The organism is Magnetococcales bacterium (assembly GCA_015228815.1).
Taxonomy (GTDB): Bacteria; Pseudomonadota; Magnetococcia; order Magnetococcales; family UBA8363; genus UBA8363.
In genome coordinates this window covers 46,599-69,179 of the sequence record JADGCV010000012.1, presented here as the reverse complement: position 1 = coordinate 69,179, position 22,581 = coordinate 46,599, and the positions used below count along the sequence as shown (strand labels likewise).

Genomic DNA, 22,581 nt, shown 5'->3' with positions numbered 1-22,581 from the left:
CGGGTAGATGATTCATGAACACACACCTTTGGCGGCAAGGGACGATTCGCCTGGGACTGGCAGTCCTGGTCCTGGTGGTCCATGTCATGGCCCTTGGCCCATTTCTTTCCGGTGACCGGGGACTCCTGGGGCCGGGACATGCCGTCACCCTGCCCCGTCTTCTGGATGGTTTTCTGTGGTTGAAAAACAACAGTTTCCTGGATCCCCCCTGGTTCACCCCCGCCTTTTGCGGCGGTCTGCCGGCATTCCCAAATCCGGACAATCCGTTTTATTCGCTCCCCCAGGCGCTGACGCTGTTCATGGATCCCCTGAAAAGCATCCAGGTCACCTTTCATCTGTTCGCCCTGGTGGGTTATTTCGGTTTTCTCAGGCTCCTTTCGGACCGTTTCGCAGTCTCGACCCCGACCGCCGTCCTGGGAGCGGTACTCTTTGCCTTCAACGGCGCCTTCAACCATTCGATGATCCTCGGGGCGAGCGCCCACCACTTTCTCATGCTCACCCCATGGATCGCCTGGCTTCTGACCCGGTCCGCTTCGCCACGCCGCACCCCTGGAGCCACGGGAAATCGCATCCCGGAGGCCGGACCCGAAAATTTATTTTTCCAGGCCATCGCCGCCGGAACGCTTTTGTCCTACGGAGTCTGGTGCGGCGCCCTGTCGCTGATTCCCTCGACCCTGCTTTTCCTGGCGCTCGTCCATCTGACCCTGCGGATCACCCATCCCGTGGACAACCACCGCTTCTGGACCCCTCTGGCCCTGGCACTCCTGGTCGCCACCGCCTTGTCCGCCGCCAAATGGTGGCCAGGGATCCGTTTTCTCGATCATCTGGGCGCCGCTCCCACCCCCCTTGCCGGTCTGACGGCATTGGATACTGCGTTTTCCCTGCTGTTCGAAAGCCTGTTTTTCACCCCCGTCGATGAACAAACCCTCGCCGGCCACCTCATCGATCCCTCCTTTCCCTTCGTGTCCTTCGCGCCTCTGGTGCAGGTGACCTTCATCCCCCTGGCATTTCTGGTCGCCACCCTGGTCCTTTGGTGGCATCGGCGCCGCGAAACCCGGGAAAAAACCTTCACCCCGCGCCGACAGGTTACCCGGATCGTCCTTCTGATCCTTCTTGCCGTCCTCCCCCTGGCCACGGCGGTCCATTCGCCGCTGTGGGACCCTTTCCTCCGGGAAGCCCCCCTTCTGCGTGCGGGAACCCCTCTGATCGAGGGCTGGTCGATTTATCCCGGACTCGTCCTCCTCTGGATCTTCGTCGCCCATGATCGTTGGAACTGGGCGCCGGGGCATCGCCGTGAACTGGCCCTGGCCGGTCTTCTGGTCGCCTTCGCCCACCCGTTCATGGTCGATGGGCAGCCCTGGATCCGCGAATCCTACGACCCTGCCCCGATCCTTTCCGCCTGGCAGCGCCAACACGCCGCGGACATCCCCTTCCACATCCATCGGCTTGATGCCGTGATCGATCCGGAAACCCGCCAGGTCGCCCTGCCCCTCGACCGCGACAACCGCATGGTCCGCGGCATATCGACGATGTTTTGCAACGAACCCGTCCTGGGTCCGGCGTTGCAGCGCTTTCCGTATGCCCCCCTGGTGATGGGAATGGTATTCAGTGCCACCGAAAAAGGATTCAACATGAAAAATCCCGCCTGTTACCTTGCGCCCCTTGAAAACCAATGCCAGGTGGGCGACCATTTCCGGAGGGAACAACGCGACTCATTGGAGCGGTTCACACACTATCGGACGTTTCCGTTTCACAAACCCCAGGGACAGGAAACCGCCGAATGGCTCGGCCTGGTGACCCTTTTCGGCATCATGGCCGGTGGGGTCACGGGCGTCTGGCGGAGAAGTCAGTCCCTCTCTCCGGGGAATACCTGGTCGTTTCCGTGAAAGGCACCCGATCCGTGCATCCAGACCTCATGCGTTCGATCGATCGATGGCTGGGAAGCCTGCTGTGCCTGGTGGCCTCCCTCTGGCGACGACGCCACCGCCCGCTTCCAACCGAAGCGCCTGGGCGCATTCTCCTGATCTGCATCGCCGAAACGGGCGCCCTGGTACTTGCCCATCCCGCGCTGCACTGGCTGCGGCAGCGCCATCCCGGCGCGGAATTGTATTTTCTCTCCTTCAAGGGCAGCCAGGGGATTCTCAACCTTCTGGGATTCAACCAGGAACGGCATCGGATTCTCCTGCGTTCATCGCCCCTGCCACTGTTCATCCTGGATACCCTGAAGGCCATCGTCCAAATGCGCCGACTGAAACTCGATGCCACGATCAACCTGGAGGTCCATACCCGATTCAGCACCCTGCTCGCCTTTTCGAGCGGCGCCCGACGCCGGGTCGGTTTTCACCGCTTTTTCGAGGAAGGACATTACATGGGACGGTTGCTGACCCATGAGGTGATCTACAATCCACATCAGCATATCACCCGCTCCTACCTGTCCCTGGCCATGGCGCTCGAAGAAGAACCCCGGGACGACCCCCTGGTCAAAAGGGTCATCGAGGATCTGCCTCTGGAACGGTTGCGGATTCAAAGAAGCGCCAGGGAACAACAGGCCATGTGGGCGTTGTTGCAACGGCTGTATCCATCCCTGACCAAGACGCATCGCCTGGTCATCCTCAATGCCAATGCGAGCGACCTGATTCCGGCACGAAGATGGGCCAGCGAAAACTTTGTGGAACTCGGCAAACGCCTCCTGGCCGACGACAACAACCTTCTGATCCTCCTGACCGGATCCCCCGGAGAACGCCCCCCCCTGGAACATCTGCGGCAAAGGATCGGCGATTCGCGGGTCGTCAACATGGCAGGAGAGACCACCCTGGAATCCTTGATCGACCTTTATTCCCTCTGCCATCTCATGGTGACCAACGATTCGGGTCCGGTCCATTTTTCCTCGGTCACCGAACTGCCGCTCGTGGCCCTTTTCGGCCCCGAAACACCCCGCCTTTTCGGACCATCAAGCCCCCATGCCCGAGTCATCCATCATCCCCTGGCGTGCAGTCCCTGCGTCTCGGTCTACAACCAGAAACGCTCCCCCTGCACCGACAATCGCTGCATGCAAATGATCACCGTCGATGAGGTCCACCAGGCGGCGCGCGCACTGCTCGACGCATCGGAAAATCATGTACCACCCGCATAAGGCTGCTGGGCGAAGCTGGACGTTCATTAACGTGCCGGTGCTGATCCGGGAGCGTGTGTGACGACAGGCCATCAGAACAACTGGAGAATAACCATGACCTTGATCGATTCAGGTGATTGGCCAAACCCTGCCAGACCATGGGATGTCCAGGAATTTCTGGACCGTTGTGCGGGATCCATTCCGGATTTTCCCGACATGGAGGATGAAGGACCACTCCAGGAACGGGAGTGGATAGAATGAACTATTTGGGTCGGATCGCGAAAAGATTCATTGAACCCGATCTCATGATCCTTGATTTGGGTCAATAACTCTCTCGATGGCTATTGACACCGACAATGTAAATAAATATTTATTTGCAGACAGAATGGCCTAAGTTTGTAAAATAAATACAAATAATCATGTTTTATCCGTCAAAGGTTTCCCTGGAGCCATCGATGATGTTTAACACCCTGTTTCCCCGGATCCATTTGAAACTCAGAACCCGGTTGATCCTCCTGTTGTTTTTCCCCTTGGTGGGATTGATCTGGTTCGGCAGCCTCAACGTGCTGGAACGATATGGCACATCACGGGATATGGGGGCGGTGGAACGATTGTCCCGGTTGACCGTCCAGATTGGCGCCCTGGTTCATGAACTACAGAAAGAACGGGGGATGACAGTCGGGTTTCTGGGAAGCAAAGGGGAGAAATTCCGTGTGGAACTGCCGATCCAAAGGGAAGAATCCGATCGACGCGCCGCTAATTTGCGACAATCCGAACAAGCGCTTGACGCCAATCCCGAAGAAAAGGAATTCATTACCGTTCTGATCGGTGCCATGAGGCAGTTGGATGGGGTCCAGACCATGCGTCGTCAGGTCGATTCACTCACGGCCACGGCCCCCGAGGCGATCCAATATTACACACGAATGAACGAATCCTTCCTGGAGGCCATCGGCAAGATTTCGCAAAAAACGGTCGGACACCCTGAAATGGCTTCGATTTCAAATGCCTTCAACAATTTTCTTCGCGGCAAGGAACGGGCGGGAATCGAACGGGCCATACTGACCAACACCTTCGCTCAAGACCGATTCGGTCCTGGAATGTTCGAACAGTTTCGCGCCACGGTGACGGAACAGGATGTGTATTTTGCCGTTTTCAAGAGTTTTGCCGCACCCGAGTCGATCGAGTTTTTTGCGCGGAAGATGGACCATGAGGCGGTAAACTCGGTTCTGGAAATGCGCACGGTCGCCACCCGAAAAGGGTTGACGACGAGGAAACTCGATCATTACAACGCGATCGTTCGCGGCATGGGCTACGGCGGCATGATCCACCACCTCAAGGATCATCTCCTCACCCCGACGCCGGAAACCGAACGGCAATTCGTCGCCGACCTCCAAGAGATCGACAGGCACATCGAGTCGTTCCTGGAAGTGGCGACCCCGGAGGAGAAACAGGCCTTGCTGACGCTCCGTGATACCCTGAAGCAATACCGGTCCCATCCGACGACGACACACGTCGGCCCGATCGATGACGGACCGGCGCTCAAGGCCCTGTCCCTGCTTTGGGAAGCGGTTGTTCCAGGAAGATTCGGCATCGACCCGAATCATTGGTTCAAGATGGTGACGATCCGGATCGATCTGTTGAAGGAAATCGAGGACAAGATTGCCCTGGAGCTGTCCTCGCGGGCCACGGTGATCAAGGGGGAAGCGGATCGGGCCTTTTTCATGTATCTGCTGGTCACGGTTGGGCTGATTCTTCTCGCCATTGTGGTGAGTATCCGGATTTCGGGCAATATCCTCGCCATGCTTGGCGGGGAACCGGAGGAGGTCAGGGGCGTGGTGGAAACGGTTTCCAGAGGCGATCTGACCTTGATGCTGGAGACGAACCGCAATCCGGAGAGCATTTACAGTTCCATCCGGGCGATGGTGGACAGTCTTGGAATCATCATTCGCCAGGTTTTTCTTCAGACCCGTTCCATGTCGGCCCACATCGAGGAACTGACGGTCGTCAAGAATGGATTGGCCCAGGATTCGACAAATATTCTCCATCTGAGCAAGGAGGTTGCCGAGAGTCAAGACCTTGTGGAAGGGCAGGTTGCGACCATTCGGCAGGCGATCGAAGGGGCAACCGAGCAGGTGGGAGCCATTTCCGCGGCGACCGAACAATTGTCCGCCAATATCGCAAACATTGCCACGAGCGCCGAGAAGGCGAGCAACGACATCACCACCATGGCTTCGGCGGCCGAGGAGATCACCGCCAACATTTCCGGGGTCAATCAAAGCCTGGAGCAGGTGGACCATTCGGTCACGACGGTGGCGGGCGCGGTCAAGGAGGTCACCCTGTCCCTGGAACAAGTTCGGCGCCGGTGTCAACTGGCCAGTCAGGAATCCAAGCAGGCCAATGAAAACGCCAAGGGGACCAGTCGGGTCATGGAACAATTGGCCACCTCGGCCCAGGAGATCGGGCATGTCGTCAACATTATTCGGGATATTGCCGCCCAGACGAACATGCTGTCTCTGAACGCCGCCATCGAGGCGGCGGGAGCGGGAGAGGCGGGAAAAGGGTTTGCGGTGGTCGCCAACGAGGTCAAGGACCTGGCCCGTCAGACCAGCGAGGCGACCAAGATGATCTCGGACAAGATCCAGGAAATCCAGGATACGACCAAAAAGGTTGCCCTGGCCAATGGAGAAATCACCGAAAGCATTGATCGTATCGATCAATCCAACGCCGTCATCACCCTTGCGGTGGATGAGCAGGCGGACAGTGTCGGCGCGATTGCCCGCTCCATCGATGAAGTGGCGCACGCCGCGGGGGATGTGACCCGGAATGCCAGGGAGTTGAGCCAGGCGGCGGAAGATGTCGCCCGATCGGCGTTGAGCGCCGCCAATGGCACCCAGGATGTGGCACGCCTGGCCTCCGAGGCCGCGACCGCCGCCGATACGCTGGCGCAACAAAGCATCGCCATCCATACCGGGACCCGAACGGTCGCCCAATCGGCCAGGACCGCCGCCGAATCGACCTCGAACGCCAACCAACGTGTCCGGGAGGTCCGGCGCCAGATCATTCTCATCAACGGTTCCATTCATCACACCGCCCTGCTTCTGGACTCCATGAGCATTCCCGGTAAACGATTGCTGGAGGCGGTACGGGACCTTCGTTTGACGGAAGAACCCTTCGATGTGGAAAAAATCAAGCTGGCCCACCTTGCCTGGCTTGGAAAATTGGAAAGTGCCGTTCGGGGACGGACGACGCTGCGACCGGAACAGGTCGCAAGCGGGCATGAATGTGACTTCGGCAAATGGTATGACGGCGATGGGAAAGCCCGGTTCGGCGCAATGGACTCTTTCAGGAAGATCGGCCCGGTACATCACCTGGTTCACGAAATCGCCCGCGAGGCGATCCGGTTGACGGAAGAAGGAAACGTCGCCGAGGCGGAACGCGAAATCGATCGATTCAGCACCGTCAAGGATGAACTTTTCGAATTTCTCGATCGTTTGTATCTGGAAGCCGCCGACCGGGACCGGAGAAAAATTCAATCGGCGTAAATGGACCGGCGCCAGAAACAACGCACCCATGGCCCCTGCTGGCAAACATCGGGAATGGACGTTGCCGGAAGCGGTGTTGCAGACTTGTCCCATGGAAAGAGAAACCATCATGTGCAATGCCTGAAGCGTACCCCCCTCGAATCGAACAATCTCACAGGCCGCCGTGTGAAATTTTGAGAACGGCAATCCTCGCCATCCCGCAATCGTTCATACCCCCGCTTGACAAACGTCCTCCTAAGCAAAAGAGGGGATCCAGGAAGGCTCCGCAAATCCTGGATCCCCACTGTAGCAGGGAATGACGGGGCCTGAACGGTTACGCCATCCCCTCTTCCAGGGTATGGTCATTCCTCCACCTGGAAAATGTTCAGCAGAGTATCCGCATACAGGCTGTACGCAGCATAGGCCGCCCCTTCGAAAATGGCCCGTTCACTGTAGCCCTGTTCGCGCAGCCGGGCGATGGTCGCCGGGGTGACGCCCTTGTCGTTTTGCACCGCATCCAGGACGAACAAAAGCATGGTTTTTTCCTTTTCCGGCAGGGGGACCGTGGCGGGGTTCTTCCGCGCCGCATCCAAATCCTCCTGCGTCGCCCCCATCTGGAGCAGCATGCCGGCGTTCAGGTCGATGCAAACTTTGCAGGCCAGCCTCTGGGCGCCGAGATAACGCATCCATGCCAGAAGCACACCGTCCAACTCCTGCTGACCGCTGAAAAAATATCCCGCCTGGGCGGCAAAGGATTGCAACAACGGCGGACTGACGCCCAAAAGCTGCATCGGCGACGGCACATAACCCAACATTTGACGAAACTGGGCGTAAATCTCCGTCACCGGGCTGGCGGCGGTTTCGGTGGATTGCAGGGTGATCAACGACATGGTGGTCTCCTGAAATGGATGTTAGTTGACTGGACATCTATAATGCAGATAAAAAAAATCACGCCATCTCGATCAAGGTTTGGGCTACTGCGCCCATGCGACGAATGACCTCCGGATCGTTGCGGGTCTTGGCCAGCAGGATGGCCCCCTCGAAGAGGGAAAAGATCGCTTCCGCCGTCCGCTGCGCGGCTGATGGGGGCTGACCCGCCTCCCGCGCCACACCTTCGAGTTGCTGGATCACCCCTTGAAGCACCTGCTCCAACAAAAGGCGCAAGGCCTGGTCACGAGTGCTCATCTCCAGGGCCAGGTTGGCGAAGGGACACCCCTTGACCCACCCGTCCGCCTCCTTGAACCCCTGTTGGATCTCTCCGGCCAGGGTGAAGAAGCGCAGGATGCGCTCCCCCGGGGGCAGATCCGACGCCAACGCCCGGTCGAGAAAGATTTCCCGGGCCTGCTCCTGGAAGCGCTCCACCACCGCCAGGGCCAGATCGCCCTTGGAAGGGAAGAAATGGTAGAAACTTCCCTTGCGCACTCCGGCCTGATCGCAGATTTCCTGGACGCCAGCCTGAGTGTATCCTCCGGCGTGGATCAGCTCCATGCCGCTTTGGATCAGTCGTTCCCTGGCGTCGCTCGTTCGTCCCATGGCGACTGATTCTGCCGGTTTCGTTTCCATCTGTCAATGGAATAGTTGACCGAATGGTTGCCATGGCGGAAGCGGGTGACCGCCTTCCAGGAGCACGCAGGGCGAGGATTCGGTCTCCATGGGAAACGGCCTGGCCAGTTCCCGCCAGGTCATGACGTCGGTCTGGAGGTCAGCGAGAATGGCCTTGATGATGTGACGCTGGTCATCCATGCCAGCGTCCTTCGGGCCTGCCTCCGGTCGATCCAAAGCGGCATTCCAGGCCGATTGTCGAGGGCCAGCAAGGCGCGGCGCCGTGGCCACGCAGGACGAGTCGATTTTCTCCTGCTCGGCGATGGGCCGGATGGAGGCGGCCTTGCCACCCTTCAGCAAGCGCAACCCGAAATGGAACCTCTGCCATCGCCTGGTTTGGAGGCGAGGAAAGCGTTTCCCCGATCAAATCAGAAATCCCCCATCGAGCGACCGTGGGGGAGGTTACGTCTCCACCTGGAACACGTTGAGCAGCGTGTCTGAAAATGTCCCAAAGGCGGTGAATTCCACCGCATTGAAAATGGCGGTATCCGAGTAGCCAAGTTGGCGCAGGCGTTCGATCCTGTCAGGAGTGGCCGACTTGTCGTCCCTGGCCGTATCCAGCGCGAAAAGCAGCATCGCCTTTTCCTTCTCCGACAGGGGAGTGACACCTGGATCGGAGACGGCTGCGATCAGCGTCTCCTCTTGAATACCGGACGCAAGGAGTTGCCCCTTGTTGTAGTCGATGCAGAAGACACACTGCTTGCGATGAGCGTTCAGGTAGAGAATCCACTGCATCAACTCGGGTGTCAGCTCCTGCTGTTGCCCGTGGTAGTAGGCAAACCGGTTATTCATGTACTCCATCAGCATCGAATTGTGTCCGAACAGCTGCATGGCATGGGGAATTCTCCCAAGCATCCGATCGATGATGTCAAAGATTTCCCGGGTTTTTCCCGTGGTGGTTTCCGGTGTCTGGAGCGTAATCAACGACATATTCGTTTCTCCCGGCTGAACGTGATTAAATGGCCTGCCCCCGCAGCCTCAGCGTAACCGTTCAGACCCCTCCCCATATTAAAATTATTGAAAGAAAAAAGGAGTCTTAAGGGATTTTCCCCAGGGTTTTGATTTTGTTTTTTACGCGCCATTTCACCCGAAGCGAATTGCACGTTTTCAGGCCTTTCAACCTGCACGGCGTTTACCCTTCTTCGCAAAAACCGCGAAGAAGGGTAAACCAAGGCGCACGCCTACGCAAGATTCCCGCAAAAATCACGCGGGAATCTTGCTTCGGGTAAAAGGGCGCGTGGAAAAACAAAATCAAAAACAAAGTCAAAACCCTGGGGGCAATCCCCCAGACCACTTTTTTCTTTCAATAATTCTGGACCCTGGGGGTACCTGGGCAGTTACCAATAATCTTAATACGGGAAGGGGTCTGAACGGTTACGCCTCAGCAGGCCATGGTTTCATGCACCACGATGAACCATCCTACCCCGAAACGGTCCGTCACCATGCCGAAACAGGGAGACCAGAAGGTTTTTCCAAGAGGCATCCGCACCTGTCCGCCGTCGCTCATGGCGGCGAAGATGCGTTCGGCCTCCCCAACATCGGCCAGGGACACAGTCAGGGAGAAGCCCTCGAAGCCCGCCTTCCCACCACACTGGCCGTCGGAAACCATCACCATGGTATCGCCCAGGCGCAGGTTCGCATGCATGACCTTGTCGCCGGCCTCCGGGTTGGGCCAATGCTCGGAGGGTTCCGGGCTCTCCCGATAACGCATGAGAAACGTCACCTCGGCGCCGAGAACACGGCGGTATAGGTCGATGGCTTCCTCGCAACGGCCCTCGAAAAACAGATATGGTTCGACCTTCATGTTGGTATCATCTTTCTGTAAAAAAAAGTCGTTGCCGTCGCTTTCCGTGACCCCTTTTCGGGCCGAAGCGCGGCTGGAAACAACAGGACGCCCTGACGGCGGACCTTACCTGGCAGGCGTATCATAACACATTTTCGCTGAGGCAACCTTGCCTTCTTTCTTCATCGCGGCAAAAAGTTTGCCGACCTCGTTACGCTGGATCACCAAGCAATCATCGGAAGGTGTGGTACACATGGTTGGACTTCAATTCAGATGAAGGGATTGACCGCAGCGTCATAAACCAAACCGGTTTCCCGATACAACGCCCCCAGTTTTTCCTCCAATGCCCGATAAAACGGCTGCTTGTCCAGAATGGTTTGGTGGACATACGCTAAAACCTCCTTCATCGGTCGTTCCGCCATGGCCAAATCAAGCAATTGTGACATGACTGCCAAATCCTGTTGGCGCAAGTCCAGAGACAACGCATGAAAACCACGCCGGCATTGCGGCGAGATGGCCTTGGGAGCGGACAGGGGATCCATTGTTTTGTCGTAGGTAACGCTGTGGGCCTTGTGCCAAAGCCTCAATCCCTCATAGACGGGCAACACCTCCGGATTTTCCAAATCGTAGTTATTGTTGCCAAAACCATGTGGATCTTCCAACAAAGTGCCATGGCGTCGCAAACGATGGGCCAGGGGCGTGCCATCGGCGGCAAACATGATGGAAAAAATGCCCTTGCTTAATGTCCACATGGTCTGCCGCATCTGCTCCAGGTTTTCCTGTAATTCGCACAGGGTCGTGCCCTGATCAAAAAGGATGTGACCGGCCTGGACATAAATGCCATGTTCCTTGAAACTGGCCAAAGCCTGAAGGTTTTCTTGCTTTGTGGCCCTCTTGCGCATGCGCTTGAGGGCCGTGTCGGAAAAATTTTCGATCCCACAGGCAAAGGAAAAAAAGCCTGCCCTCTTGAGTTCACCGACAATTTCACCAGTCACCTGATCGGCACGCAAAGATCCACGCAATTGTACCTCAAGCCCCCGCGACTGAATCTCGTCGGCCAGCGAGCGACACCACGCAAGATCGCGCGGCGGCTCAAGAAAACTGTCATCCAAAACCTTGAAACAAGAAATGCCTCGCCGGGTCAACCGTTCCAACTCGTCCACAAAACGAACGATGGATCGTTCCCGCCACTGACGTCCCGGTGCCAGATGAAAAAAGGACGTGACCGAACAAAAAACGCATTTTCCATGGCATCCTCGTGAGGAATCAATATGGATGGCACTTTTCCGTGCCATCGACATGGGCATCGTGTCGCGAGCCGGATCCGGCAGCGTATCCAGATCCTGTATTAACGGACGGTGGGGCGTGTCCACGATCCGGCCCGCCTGAAGGAAGGACAGGTTGGGAATGAACGCCAAAGGCGGATGACCCGTCAAGAAATGTCTTGTGAGATCCAGGGCCGTCCACTCGCCTTCCCCCCGAACCACAAAATCGAACCCAGCCCTTAAAAAAGTTTCCGTGTGGAATGTGGGACCATATCCTCCCGCCACCACCGGAGCGGTCAAACCGGCTGCTCGCAAAAGGTCGATTGTTTTTATGGCCTGTTCCATGTTGGAACGATAGGCGGAAAAACCGATCCAAAGAATTTCGCCGCAAGCAAGGATCCGCTGCGACAAGACCTCCTCGGACCAACCCGACAACCACGCATCCAGAATCACGACGGGAAAGCCGTGGGACCGTAGAACCGCCGCCAAATAAGCCAGTCCCAGATTTTCCTCCGCGGTGCGATGGGAAATGGGTGCCGGTGTAGCCAATACAACTGATGAAGCCATGAAGACACCTTATCGTAAAGTCATCGGATGTCACCATCACATAAAGTTGTGGTGGGTCCAAACCGTTTGGCCGCTGCCAGGGTCAATCCGAGACCGATGCTGCCAAAGGCTTCCTTGATGACCTTCTTGCCCTCTGGAACCAGAGACATGATGCGTTCCTGAACCAGGGGCAGTTTTGTCGATCCACCCACGAACAGAACCTGATCAATCTGGTGCGCCTGGACGCCAGCATCCATGATCGTCTTTTCTGCCATGGTAACGATTTTTGCCAAACTGTTGTGGATTGCCTGATGGACCTCGCCAGACTCAATGGGAATACGCAAATCCGCAGCGATATATTCGAGATTCAACAGCGATGGACCGGCATCGGACAAAGTTTTTTTTTGATCCTCAACGCTCTTGTTGATGGCATGCCCGTGCCGCTCCTGTATGACTTTCAACAACCGACCGGTTCTGATCTTGTCGTTGGAACCATGAACCAGATCTTTCAACGACACGATCGTGTCGTTGTTGTATAACCGATTGATCAAGCGCCAAGACGACAAGTCGTAAAAAAAATGTTTCGGAAAGGGGATGGCCGGATTACTGAAACTTTTTACGGTGGACCCCAGTCCCAAATGAGGCATCACCAGCCGGAGGCTAATCTCCTGATCGAAATCATTGCCCGCGATGGGAATGCCATTGCTGGCCAAAACCTTGAATCCGCCCGATGCATCCTGCCCACGGGGCGGTTCAACCTGGATGACCGAAAAATCAGAGGTTCCTCCTCCGATGTCCACGACCAGACACAGGTGATTCTCCTGGGGTATCTCCGCATGAAAGACCATCCCGGCGGCGACGGGTTCGTACATGAAAACGATGTGGTCAAACCCGATCGTTCGCAGAATTCGGGTAAGCATCTCCTGGGCGCGATGATCGGCATCGGGAGCGTCGTTCTTGAAATGGACCGGACGTCCCACGACCACATCGTGGATCGGGTGGCCGAGAGTCCGTTCGGCACTGGATTTGATCATTCCCAGAAATTTTTCCAGGATTTCCTCGAACGCATAATACCGATGGCCAACCAGTGTTTTTTCCGACATCAACGAAGAACCCAGCAGGCTTTTCAGCGAGGTCATGAGCCTGCCGTCATGACCCTCCATGTATTTTTCAATGGCCGTCCGGCCAAACGACCAGTCCCCCGACGCCTCATCGATGAAAATCGCCGAGGGGATATAGGAATGATTCTCCTCCAGAGGAACCAGCAACGGCCTTTCCTTCACAATCCCGATGGTGGAATTGGTGGTACCGAAGTCCAGGCCGCAAAACGCATGCGTCATTATGATCGTCTCCCGTTGATCAGATACGTTTCAATCGCCGCGCCAAACCGTTCGGCAACCACGGGGGGAACGAAAGTGCGCCAACGGTTGTCACGTTTCTCGACCAACGCTCTGACTTGACTGCCGGTGATGGTTTTATCTCCCACCTCAAGCCGGTACACACTAAAGCCACTTTGCCGCAAGAGCGCCTCCTTCTCCTCACCCCAACGGTCGAAGACGGTTGTAAAAATGGGCGTATCCGGGGCAAGGGCCGATTGCAGGCTCGCCACATCCAAAGGCAACGGCAGGATGGCTCGCACCTGGATCCCGGCCTCGAACAAGGCATGACGAACGCACTGTTCGCGCAACCAATAGGGGTAAGGATTGTGATCCGGCCTGGTCCGTTCCTGACCCGGCTCGCCGCTGTTGGCACCGAAAGGCTGGGTAATTCCCACAATCAACGTTCTGGCCCTGTGACTGGCGGCCCGGGCATAGCGCAAATGTTCCAGATGGAACGGCTGGAAGCGCCCAAGGATCACGCCCGTATCATGGCTTCTGGAAATGCCTGGCAGAATATGGTTTAACGATGGGGTCGTCAACGGAGCGCGCGGGTCCGGCGCAATCAACAAAGCCCGACACCCGGCTTTCAAGGCCACGCCGACATCCTTGTCGAACCGGTCCCCGATGATCAGAACGTGGCGGACCGGCAGGCCAAGGGCATCGGCAAATGCCTGGTAGTAACGTGGAGACAGTTTATTGATACCCCCCATGGAGGAACTGAAAAATCCGGCGATCCGTCTGGAACTGACCGGGAATAACTGCTGAAAGATGGCCGACTCCCGCCAAGCCATGCCATCGGCGACAATATGAACCGCAATATTCATCGCGTTGCAGGCGGCAATCAGCGCCTCAAGTGCGTCGTCATCCACCAGATGCCGCGCTTCCCTGAAATAGTCACGCACGATCAACGAATAGAGGCGCTCCAAATCCAGGTTTCCGGTTTCAACACCCCGGACCCGCAATTCCCCGAACAATTCCAGACAGGTCATCAGGGTCCAGTCGCAGACCTGTTCCTCGTGTTCATGGCGTTGAATGACAAGATCGGGAATGGTTTGGCAGATGGATTCCAGCAGGGCCGGAGGAACTCCTGTCAGAATGGACCGGGCGACCTTGAACAGGTTACCTTTTCGTTGCGGATCAACCAGGGTGCCACGCAAATCCAACCCCACCACCTTGATGGCGTGATCACTCATGAATTGGGCCAGGTCATACCAATGAGACAGCAGAACGCTCATATTTCCCCATGAGAACAGACAGCACAGCCAGAAGCATGGCCTGCCAACGGTCTCATGCCTGTGCGTGCGCCAAGTGTTGATTCCATTCGTAAAAGACGTTCCTCGATGGCCGATAGTAGTTCGACACCGGCATCATGCAGACTTCTGACTGCTTTTTTCCGCGTGGCCACCACATACTGGGCCAAACCTTTCCCCTGCCAATCCACAATTCCCATGTAAATCCCCAACCATGCCCACGGTTCCGTGAGCAACTGGTCGAGCCGAAGTTCAAAGGATTCCAGATGGTCTCGGGGATGTTCCTTGATTCGGGAATAGAGCAGTTGGCCCATTCGATTGCCTGTCAGGATCGCCTGGATGGCCGGGCGGGTCACACGCTCATCGGCGACGAAGCAGGGCATCGCCGAACTGGCAATGGCGCCCTCGTCCTCCCGGATCTGGGACGAGGGATACGTGCCATCGGGCAATTGCCATTCAAAATCGGCCAACACGCCCATTTTGCTGGGCAGGGGACGGCGGGGGCGTAAACATTTGAATATATCGTGAAACAGAGCGGTCAACCCAAGCGTCGTGACGGGCACCCGAGCGCAGGTCTGGTACAACCGATCGGCCAGTCGATTGTGTCCGAGCGTCCGGCACAGATGGACGGGAGCGCCGCGAACGGCCAAAGCATGGCAACATGCCAGGTGGCTGCCAACATCGAATTGATGGACATCTCGCATTTGCCGAATGCGTGGAAAACAGCCTTCGCGCAATAGTTGTTTTGGAACGATCCAATTGTTATCCCGGGAAAGTTGCTGATTGATATAATTCAACACCTTATCAATAATCTCGACGGTGCCAGCCATGGCCTCCGGTTCAACCGGCTGCCCATCGAGTTGGTAATGGGCCAAAAGATCGGAAATACACCAATGGGAGGAGAACGGGTCGTCCACCAACCGGTCATACAACACCTTTTCCTCCGGGCGCCAAATCGTATCCAAATTCATAGAGGCTCCTTTGACGGAAATTTATCGAACCAGGGGAAACCGGGGAGAGGGTACCTGGGCAGTTACGAATGTTTTCAGAATATCGCGGATATGGCACCTCTGGGCATCTGCAAAATCCGCATGATGCGGAAAGGACTTCCAAAATCTCAGGCTTTGGGCCAGGGCACAGCAGTCCATGATCAGGGGATCGACAGGCGTGCCATAACATCCGTGGGCCGCTTCCCAGAATTGGGGAATGCGTTGCCTGAGAATTGCGAATTCCCACTCTCTGGGAGCCGTTTGCGCCGCGTCCCAGTCAATGATTCCAGTCAACCGGCCCCTGTGTTGCAGCAGATTTCTTTCAAACAAGTCCTTGTGGTTCAAAACCAGAGGCACAGGATCGGACAACCTCCGAGCGGCAAAGGTAATGGCGTCCACAGCCTGGCGGATCAACGCCCGGTCCGACGTATCCACCAATTCGGACGCATTGAGTTTTTCGGCGAAGCGAATTGGTTGATCAATAAGATAATCACGGAAGGTCTGGCGATGTTCCTCGCCCTCGAATTCATCCATCCAAGGGTCCTGGGGAATTGCGTGGAGTACGGATAGAAAACGTCCGAGGGATTCCGCCAGGGTTTGGTCCAACCGTTCTGGCGGGCATCCCGTCAACCTTTGCTGGACGACAACATGGTAGTCCTCCGAAACCTGTTCCTCATGGATGAGTTCAGGCACCAGAGACCGCATGGAGCAATCCAGGCATTGGGCAAGATGACGCAGAACCAACGCCTCCTTTTTCTGCTTGGCCGTTGGGACCTGGCCTGAAGTCTTGTGGCATTTGTAAACGAACCGCTCACCCAGAAAGATCTGATTGGCAAATCCTTGATCATTCCTTTTCAGCGCACGGTCGCCCAACCGGGCAGCAAGCCGGTTCAAACCGGCCACCCCTTCCGATACGCGCTCCATCGTGGTCTGACGTGTCATAGGGCTCTCTTTCGCTTGTTCCATGGATGGCCAGCTCATGCTCCCGTGCCAGGGATGTTTGCAGGATCGCCGGATTGTCGGTGCAGACCGAAAAATCGATGGCGCGGGCGCGCAGCCGATCCAATCCAGCGGGAATATCGGCCCGAGCCAGAGGCGTCAGCAGCAGATTCGATGTGGGACAGATGTCGAAAGACCACCGACGTTTCGCAATGGCATCCAAAATCGCCTCCCTGGCCCGGGTTTCTTCCCGGTCAAGTTCCAGGCTCCGGGGTGAAATCCACAGGAAGGTCCCATGAATCATGCGATCGATCCGAAAATTCAAGAGTTTTTCAAAAAATGCAAAATAGGTATCAGAACTCACATTGGTCATATTTTCGCCCGCATGCACGGAAATGGAAAGCCCCGATCGACCATGCCGTCTACGAATTTCGTTCAACTGGTTCCAAAGCGCAATCATACGAAATGTCGCATCAGCCCGCTCCGGGTTTTCAATGCCGCACAGATCCAGACCCACGACAGCCGGACTCCAGGATGTTGTTTCCTCCAGGGCCAGGAACAAACCTTCCATGAGTTCCGGTGTCACGACGGGGGAATCTCCATGCTCCGTCCGGATCATCGTCAGCCGCAAGCCCAGGGATGGAGTGCGTCCCAGACGCCGACGGCAACGTTCAAACCCCTCGATGATGGCCTGAATCCGCTCCACCGTCTGTTCCACGGTTGGCTTCAGGCCGACAAGCAACTCACATGCCCTGACCCCCTCACCAACCAAGCCAATGGCCAAGGCTTCCGCCCCTTCCCGAAAGGCCAATCGACGCTCCGCATCTCCAGGAGGATGCACAAGGCCATGGAGAAGATCGTACACCTCGAAAAAGCGGAAATAATTGCGCCGATGGTCCGCGCCGAACCAGCCTTTGAGCCAGTTTTGCAACCGTTTTCCCGTCAGGGAAGCATGTCTCGCCCCGTCATGGGCGCACACCGCGGCGATCAAACGGTCCCGCACACTGGGCCCAACCCAGGGTTGTGTCGCACAATGCGCCAGAAACCACATCGGCAGGGCGCCGGTAAAATGAATGTGACGATCAATCATGGGTTGATTAATGGGGAAAACCCGATCTTGAAGTCATCCTGAAAGGCGGCAACCCGGCCCACGACACAGGCATCCCGTTCCCCCGAATCGTGAAGTCGTCGCACGGCTTCTTCCGCCTCTTCCCAGGGAAGGGTCACCAGCAACCCGCCATTGGTTTGTGGTTCGTTCAACATGTCCTGCACCGTGGAAGCGCAGGACGGGGGGTAGCGCACTTCGTGATGGAGATGCCTGCGGTTGGCCTCCGTCAGACTTGAGCGTATCCCCTGTTCCATGTGATTCAAGGCACCTTCCAGGATGGGAATCCGTTCCCAGTCGAAGATCAGGCTGACGGCGGAGTGTCGGGCAATATCGGCTGCATGGTGAACCAGGCCAAAACCGGAAACATCCGTGGCGGCATGAACGTGAAAAAGACACAATGCTTCCGTGGCCGCCCGGTTCAGGCGCCGGATACAGGCCAGACTGGGACCCATCTCGGCATCGTTTGCCAACATACCGGCACCATGAGCGGACAACACCACCCCAGATCCCAAAGGTTTGGTCAACACGATGGCATCACCCACCCGCGACTGGTTTTTCCGCCACATTTTTTCAACGTGTACCAGACCGATAACTGCCAGCCCGCACAACAAATCGCGGCTGCGTATGGAGTGCCCTCCCACCAAAAAAGCTCCGGCCTCCACGATTTTCTGCGCCACGCCGCCAAGGATCCTGGTCACGGTATCCGATCCCAGGAGTGGTTGAGGAATCGCCAGCAGATTCACGCACATGAGCGGTGTTCCCCCCATGGCATAAATATCGTTGATGGCGTGCGCCGCCGCAATTTCGCCGTATGCGGTCGGATCATCCAGCAATGGCGGGATAAAGTCGGCCGAGAAGATCAACCCTTCGGTTCCGTTGTGTGCATAGACCGCCGCATCGTCCTGATCCATCAACCCCACCAGCAACTGAGACACGCTGGGGAATTGACGCATGGGAGAAAGCATCGTCTCCAGAATATCCGGACCAATCTTTCCGGCACACCCACCCGTCGTGCAAAAAGAGGTAATCAATGGGGCATTCATTCAGGTTACAATCAGTTCTATAAGGGGTTGATTGACGTTTGATCCATCGATCCGCAGCAGCTTTTCACCGGCCTCCGCCACCACCCTGGCCCGTTCGGAAACGGATGGCCGGTCCGGAGTGTTGCACGCAATGAGAATTTCAACGGGCATGCGTTTCCCCGGCCTGTGGTTCACGGTGTAGATGGGCGGCCCATAGGGTTGGCTGTCAAAAAAGACGGCGAATTTCTCCGCGATCTTTTTTGGAACCCATGGAACCTTTTCCAAAACCTCGTCCAGCAGAAAGGAGGGAAGGATATAATCAGGTCCTTGAATGGTTTTCGTTTTTTTACCGAGGGGAAGAATCCCCATATCCGGCACCTGGGGACAGGCACCACTTTGCAGGACCACATCGTCGGTACGATAGCGGATCAGAGGCTGATATTCGGTAAAAGGAACCAAGGCGGTGAGTACCAACTCTCCCACTCCTTGCGTGACGGGCCGGCATGCCCGGTCCAGGGAGATCACTTCCGGAATGATGAAGGGCGGCATATGGAACGAACCGCACTCACATTGAAAACCGGTGGCACCGGACATTTCCGATATCCCATAAATATTCAACACGGGACAGGCAAAAACCTCCTCCAGACGGCGGTTCCAGAAACGGGTCAAATGATGGCCGTAAACCAGGACCCGCTCCAACCGGAGATCCAGCTTCTCCTTTTCCGGGTCGTGCCGGATCAGTTCACTGAGCAGTTTGATACTGTTCAATCCCCCTGCGACGTTTTGAATTCTGGGGTGATAGCCATCGAAGTCGAACCGGGTCCGGAGAAGACGTTTGATGTGGGCGTAGTGGAAGGGGCTTTCCAGCGGAGCATGGATGTAACCATCCTCGGACGTTTCATACCGAATGCCATGGGATGCGGAAATAATTTGCAAAGTCAGACTTTTATTGCCGGAGTCCTGTGGAAACAGCCGTTGTTGGATGTGCCGCATGGCCGCCATTTCCTGCAAGGTCTGAAAGGAAATGGCCGGATCGACGAGGGAGGAGAGACTGTCGCCTGGTTCGCCTGGCCGGAAATCGCCCCAGGTGGACCCCGATGAGATGCCAAAACGGATTGGAAAAGCCTTCGAGGTGCGCATTTCCAATCCGTGCCGGGCCAGATGCTCCTTGCCGATGGTGGGCAGAACACCCAGGTCATCGACACTGTTCACTTGGTGCCGAAAAGCACCAAGATGGTGCTGGTAGAAGGATGATTTTGCAATGGCATGATCCAGGGTTTCCAACAGTTGCCTGGTTCTAAACGCCTGGGTATATCTTCCAACCATCCTGGTCACCCTTCACACATGTTTGGCCACTGAAATCACCGCGGACTCAAAGCCCCGGCCCTCTTGGAGCACAGCCATCCCTCCCTTGAAGACACGTACCGGTCTTCAATATATATTTTTTCATTCACCGTGTCAAGACTTTGCTCTGAAAACACAAAAAAATGGAAACTATTGTCTAAACAAAAATAAAAAACATCAATTAAATCCTGAAGGTTTGATCTGTTTTTCCAGAACGAATATTTTTCAGGAATCGACCCGGATCCTTTGTTTCCATATCTTCAGGCCGACGCTGGCATGATCGGTCGAAACGGTGCGAACGGGGTCCTCTGGTGGAATGATTTATCAAATAATACAATGTCTTGTTATTTTTTTATTTGTTCGTCATTTGCGCAACATCATAAAAAACGAACGACAGGTGATTTTAACTATTTGACAAGTTCAAAATTCATGTTACAATGCACCACAAGTCAATTCAGGACGCCGCTCGATATGCGCCGTCTCCCGGGCTGTCGGGTTGTGTCTGGATGCGGGTTTGGTTCTGTGTGAATGGCGCGCGTTGGCATGGCTGCCATTTTTGATGATAACCACTGATAATCGGAGATTGATCATGTCAAAACAAAGACTTATGCATTCCCAGGATGAACGTCATCAATACCTGCAGGATTTGGGGGATGTCCTTGCCAGCGCGTACAACGAACGGGGCATTTCAAAAAGGGTGACGGACGATGGCGTGGAATACGTTCTGGCGGTGAAAAATCAGGCGGTAAAGAGCGGCAGTTCCAATCAGGCGTACCTGAAGGCGGCCAATCTTGACGCCTGATGGTATTGCCAGGATCTGACCGTTCGGGACCTGCTCGGCATCGGTCCATACGGGTTCCCCCCTCCCGGTCGCGCCACGCAAAAAAGGAGGGGGGGCCCGTGCTTTGAGCATCCACCATCTCTTTCCCCAATGCGTGCCATCAATGCGAGGGCGGTTTTGAACAGAAAGGTTACAGATTCCACTCAGTTTATCGGCCATACCGTGGAAGTTGTTGTTGAACGGCCCATTGGGTTTAAACATCACAGCCTCGGGTTTACCTATCTGCAAAATTACGGGCACGTACCCGGCACCCTTTCCGATGATGGTGAAGAACTGGACGCCTACGTATTGGGCGAATTCGAACCTCTGGAGCGTTTTCAGGGACTCTGTATCGCGGTATTGGTCCGATTGCAGGAAAAAGACGACAAATTGATCGTTATATCACCCGCCAGGCAGGGATATTCCGACGAACAAATCGCTGCATTGACTGAATTCCAGGAAAAATGGGCCGGCCCAAACAAAATTGTCAGGAAGTAAAATAAAAACGCGACAAGGTTCTTCTGGTTTTCTCTAATAAGCATGGAATTGAAAATGAAGAAATGGCACATTGGGTGGGGAACAACCTCGGCATGCAATATGAAATGCGAATTTTGTTACAGCAAAGAGTCAAGATCAACTCATAATGATTCGCCACTTCTTAATAATATTCAATTCATCGACAGGAATTATTCCTATATCGATTCCATTAATTATGGAACAGGTGAGAACACCCTGTCATCGGAATGGATCTCTCTTTTGTCGCATGTGGCCAAATCTTTCCCGGACATCTCCCAGGCCCTGACCACCAACGGCAGCCTCGTGGAACTGGCCCCCGATAAACAGGAAATCATTTTCTCCGCCCTGGAGGAAGTGGACATCTCTCTGGATTTCGCCGATGAACAAAAACAAAACAACTTCCGCAACAATGAGCATGCGTACCGTTGGGCGTTGGACTGTATCGACCTGTGCCGCTCCAAAGGGATGACCACAACACTGACCATGCTGGGGATCGATCAAACTCTGACAAAAGAAAATCTTGAAAAAATCTTTGCAATAGCAACCGAACGCGGTTGTTTTGTACGCATCAATATTTTCAGGCCAAACGCAGGACAAAAAATACCCGTTTTGTCATATGGCGCCTTAAAAAGCTCCCTGAAGTGGATAATTGGCAATCATAAAGTGGTTTCATTGGCGGATCCGCTCATCTCCGCACTCATCGGCAATGAGGAAAAAAAAGACTGTTCCGGCACATCCAGTCTTCGCATTCTGCCCGATGGCTCGGTAACCCCCTCAACTTATTTGGTCTCTTCGGATTGGAAACGGGGACATATCCTTGAACTGGATCTGAGCGATCAACTGTTGCCAGACCGGTTGATCGGTCACCACAAATTGAACTTCGAGTGGCCACGTTCCTGTGATGGCTGTCCGGTCAAACACCATTGCAAGGGCGGTGCTTTTGATCGCCGTATCATCTGGCATCAAACCATGGATTGCCGGGATCCTTATTGTCCGCTGGAAAACAATGACGTCGCTGCCGACTGGGGAGACATTCAGTTGAATGTACACGTTCATGGTTCAAGACCGTGTATCCATGACGGCTATCTCCCTACCTTGATCTTTGCCCCTTGAGGTCTTCCGTTCCTTCCAAATTGGTAACCGTTCGTAACCATTCAGCCCCCCCCTGGATTTTTTCCCCTCTCCCTCTGGGAGAGGGGCAGGGGTGAGGGAACCGGCGCTTTGATCAACGGTAATTCCATAGAAAGATCTCGTCACGAAATCAAGCAATTGGAATGGTTCTTCAAGGATCACCACAGCCCTTTGAATGATGGAGTTTCTGTTTCTCCTCACCCCGACCCTCTCCCGGAGGGAGAGGGGGTCTGAACGGTTACCATCGGGCGCAA

At 55.5% G+C, this 22,581-nt stretch carries 19 protein-coding genes; 6 read left to right on the top strand and 13 right to left on the bottom strand.

The features are described 5' to 3' along the window. The first annotated feature begins 14 nt into the window (after positions 1 to 14). The 3 genes from HQL76_07120 to HQL76_07110 all read left to right on the top strand — a co-directional run bounded on the left by HQL76_07120 (position 15) and on the right by HQL76_07110 (position 6,654). The gene (locus HQL76_07120; protein ID MBF0108927.1) at positions 15 to 1,886 is read left to right on the top strand and encodes a hypothetical protein; all 1,872 of its coding nucleotides are present in this window, start codon (positions 15 to 17) and stop codon (positions 1,884 to 1,886) included. A 14-nt stretch (positions 1,887 to 1,900) separates the two neighbouring features. Further along, positions 1,901 to 3,133, top strand: coding sequence for a glycosyltransferase family 9 protein (locus HQL76_07115; GenBank protein MBF0108926.1), 1,233 nt, complete (start codon positions 1,901 to 1,903; stop codon positions 3,131 to 3,133). A gap of 434 nt (positions 3,134 to 3,567) precedes the next feature. Then, positions 3,568 to 6,654: a nitrate- and nitrite sensing domain-containing protein gene (locus HQL76_07110; GenBank protein MBF0108925.1), complete on the top strand. Its 3,087-nt coding sequence runs from the start codon at positions 3,568 to 3,570 to the stop codon at positions 6,652 to 6,654. Positions 6,655 to 6,995: 341 nt separating this feature from the next. Here the strand turns inward: HQL76_07110 and HQL76_07105 are convergent, their stop codons facing one another. The 13 genes from HQL76_07105 to HQL76_07045 all read right to left on the bottom strand — a co-directional run bounded on the left by HQL76_07105 (position 6,996) and on the right by HQL76_07045 (position 19,842). Continuing rightward, complete coding sequence (locus HQL76_07105; GenBank protein ID MBF0108924.1) at positions 6,996 to 7,523, bottom strand: hypothetical protein; 528 nt, start codon at positions 7,521 to 7,523, stop codon at positions 6,996 to 6,998. Between the two features lie 58 nt (positions 7,524 to 7,581). Next, positions 7,582 to 8,166: a TetR/AcrR family transcriptional regulator gene (locus HQL76_07100; protein ID MBF0108923.1), complete on the bottom strand. Its 585-nt coding sequence runs from the start codon at positions 8,164 to 8,166 to the stop codon at positions 7,582 to 7,584. Positions 8,167 to 8,199: 33 nt separating this feature from the next. Continuing rightward, positions 8,200 to 8,541: a hypothetical protein gene (locus HQL76_07095; protein ID MBF0108922.1), complete on the bottom strand. Its 342-nt coding sequence runs from the start codon at positions 8,539 to 8,541 to the stop codon at positions 8,200 to 8,202. Positions 8,542 to 8,637: 96 nt separating this feature from the next. Then, positions 8,638 to 9,165: a hypothetical protein gene (locus tag HQL76_07090; protein MBF0108921.1), complete on the bottom strand. Its 528-nt coding sequence runs from the start codon at positions 9,163 to 9,165 to the stop codon at positions 8,638 to 8,640. A 451-nt stretch (positions 9,166 to 9,616) separates the two neighbouring features. Beyond that, positions 9,617 to 10,039, bottom strand: coding sequence for a VOC family protein (locus HQL76_07085; protein ID MBF0108920.1), 423 nt, complete (start codon positions 10,037 to 10,039; stop codon positions 9,617 to 9,619). 248 nt (positions 10,040 to 10,287) lie between these two features. Next, the gene (locus HQL76_07080) at positions 10,288 to 11,850 is read right to left on the bottom strand and encodes a B12-binding domain-containing radical SAM protein (GenBank protein ID MBF0108919.1); all 1,563 of its coding nucleotides are present in this window, start codon (positions 11,848 to 11,850) and stop codon (positions 10,288 to 10,290) included. A 20-nt stretch (positions 11,851 to 11,870) separates the two neighbouring features. Beyond that, positions 11,871 to 13,169, bottom strand: coding sequence for an Hsp70 family protein (locus HQL76_07075; GenBank protein MBF0108918.1), 1,299 nt, complete (start codon positions 13,167 to 13,169; stop codon positions 11,871 to 11,873). Then, on the bottom strand, positions 13,169 to 14,443 hold the full coding sequence (locus HQL76_07070) for an HAD hydrolase-like protein (protein MBF0108917.1): 1,275 nt from the start codon (positions 14,441 to 14,443) through the stop codon (positions 13,169 to 13,171). The genes HQL76_07075 and HQL76_07070 overlap by 1 nt, the downstream gene beginning before the upstream one ends. Then, positions 14,440 to 15,429 (bottom strand): hypothetical protein, encoded by a 990-nt coding sequence (locus HQL76_07065; GenBank protein MBF0108916.1) that lies wholly within the window; start codon positions 15,427 to 15,429, stop codon positions 14,440 to 14,442. Before HQL76_07065 ends, HQL76_07070 begins: the two co-directional genes overlap by 4 nt. A gap of 21 nt (positions 15,430 to 15,450) precedes the next feature. Then, positions 15,451 to 16,341, bottom strand: coding sequence for an aminoglycoside phosphotransferase family protein (locus HQL76_07060; protein ID MBF0108915.1), 891 nt, complete (start codon positions 16,339 to 16,341; stop codon positions 15,451 to 15,453). Continuing rightward, positions 16,292 to 17,476 (bottom strand): hypothetical protein, encoded by a 1,185-nt coding sequence (locus tag HQL76_07055; protein ID MBF0108914.1) that lies wholly within the window; start codon positions 17,474 to 17,476, stop codon positions 16,292 to 16,294. Before HQL76_07055 ends, HQL76_07060 begins: the two co-directional genes overlap by 50 nt. Next, complete coding sequence (gene selD / locus HQL76_07050) at positions 17,473 to 18,537, bottom strand: selenide, water dikinase SelD (GenBank protein MBF0108913.1); 1,065 nt, start codon at positions 18,535 to 18,537, stop codon at positions 17,473 to 17,475. The genes HQL76_07055 and selD overlap by 4 nt, the downstream gene beginning before the upstream one ends. Continuing rightward, complete coding sequence (locus tag HQL76_07045) at positions 18,538 to 19,842, bottom strand: hypothetical protein (protein ID MBF0108912.1); 1,305 nt, start codon at positions 19,840 to 19,842, stop codon at positions 18,538 to 18,540. Between the two features lie 607 nt (positions 19,843 to 20,449). On the opposite strand from HQL76_07045, the gene HQL76_07040 reads away from it, so the two are divergent. From HQL76_07040 to HQL76_07030, 3 genes are all read left to right on the top strand, one after another. Continuing rightward, positions 20,450 to 20,662: a hypothetical protein gene (locus HQL76_07040; protein MBF0108911.1), complete on the top strand. Its 213-nt coding sequence runs from the start codon at positions 20,450 to 20,452 to the stop codon at positions 20,660 to 20,662. A 129-nt stretch (positions 20,663 to 20,791) separates the two neighbouring features. Further along, positions 20,792 to 21,178 (top strand): inorganic diphosphatase, encoded by a 387-nt coding sequence (locus HQL76_07035; GenBank protein MBF0108910.1) that lies wholly within the window; start codon positions 20,792 to 20,794, stop codon positions 21,176 to 21,178. Between the two features lie 54 nt (positions 21,179 to 21,232). Beyond that, positions 21,233 to 22,309, top strand: a complete 1,077-nt coding sequence (locus HQL76_07030) for a radical SAM protein (GenBank protein ID MBF0108909.1) — start codon at positions 21,233 to 21,235, stop codon at positions 22,307 to 22,309. The last annotated feature ends 272 nt before the right edge of the window (positions 22,310 to 22,581 follow it).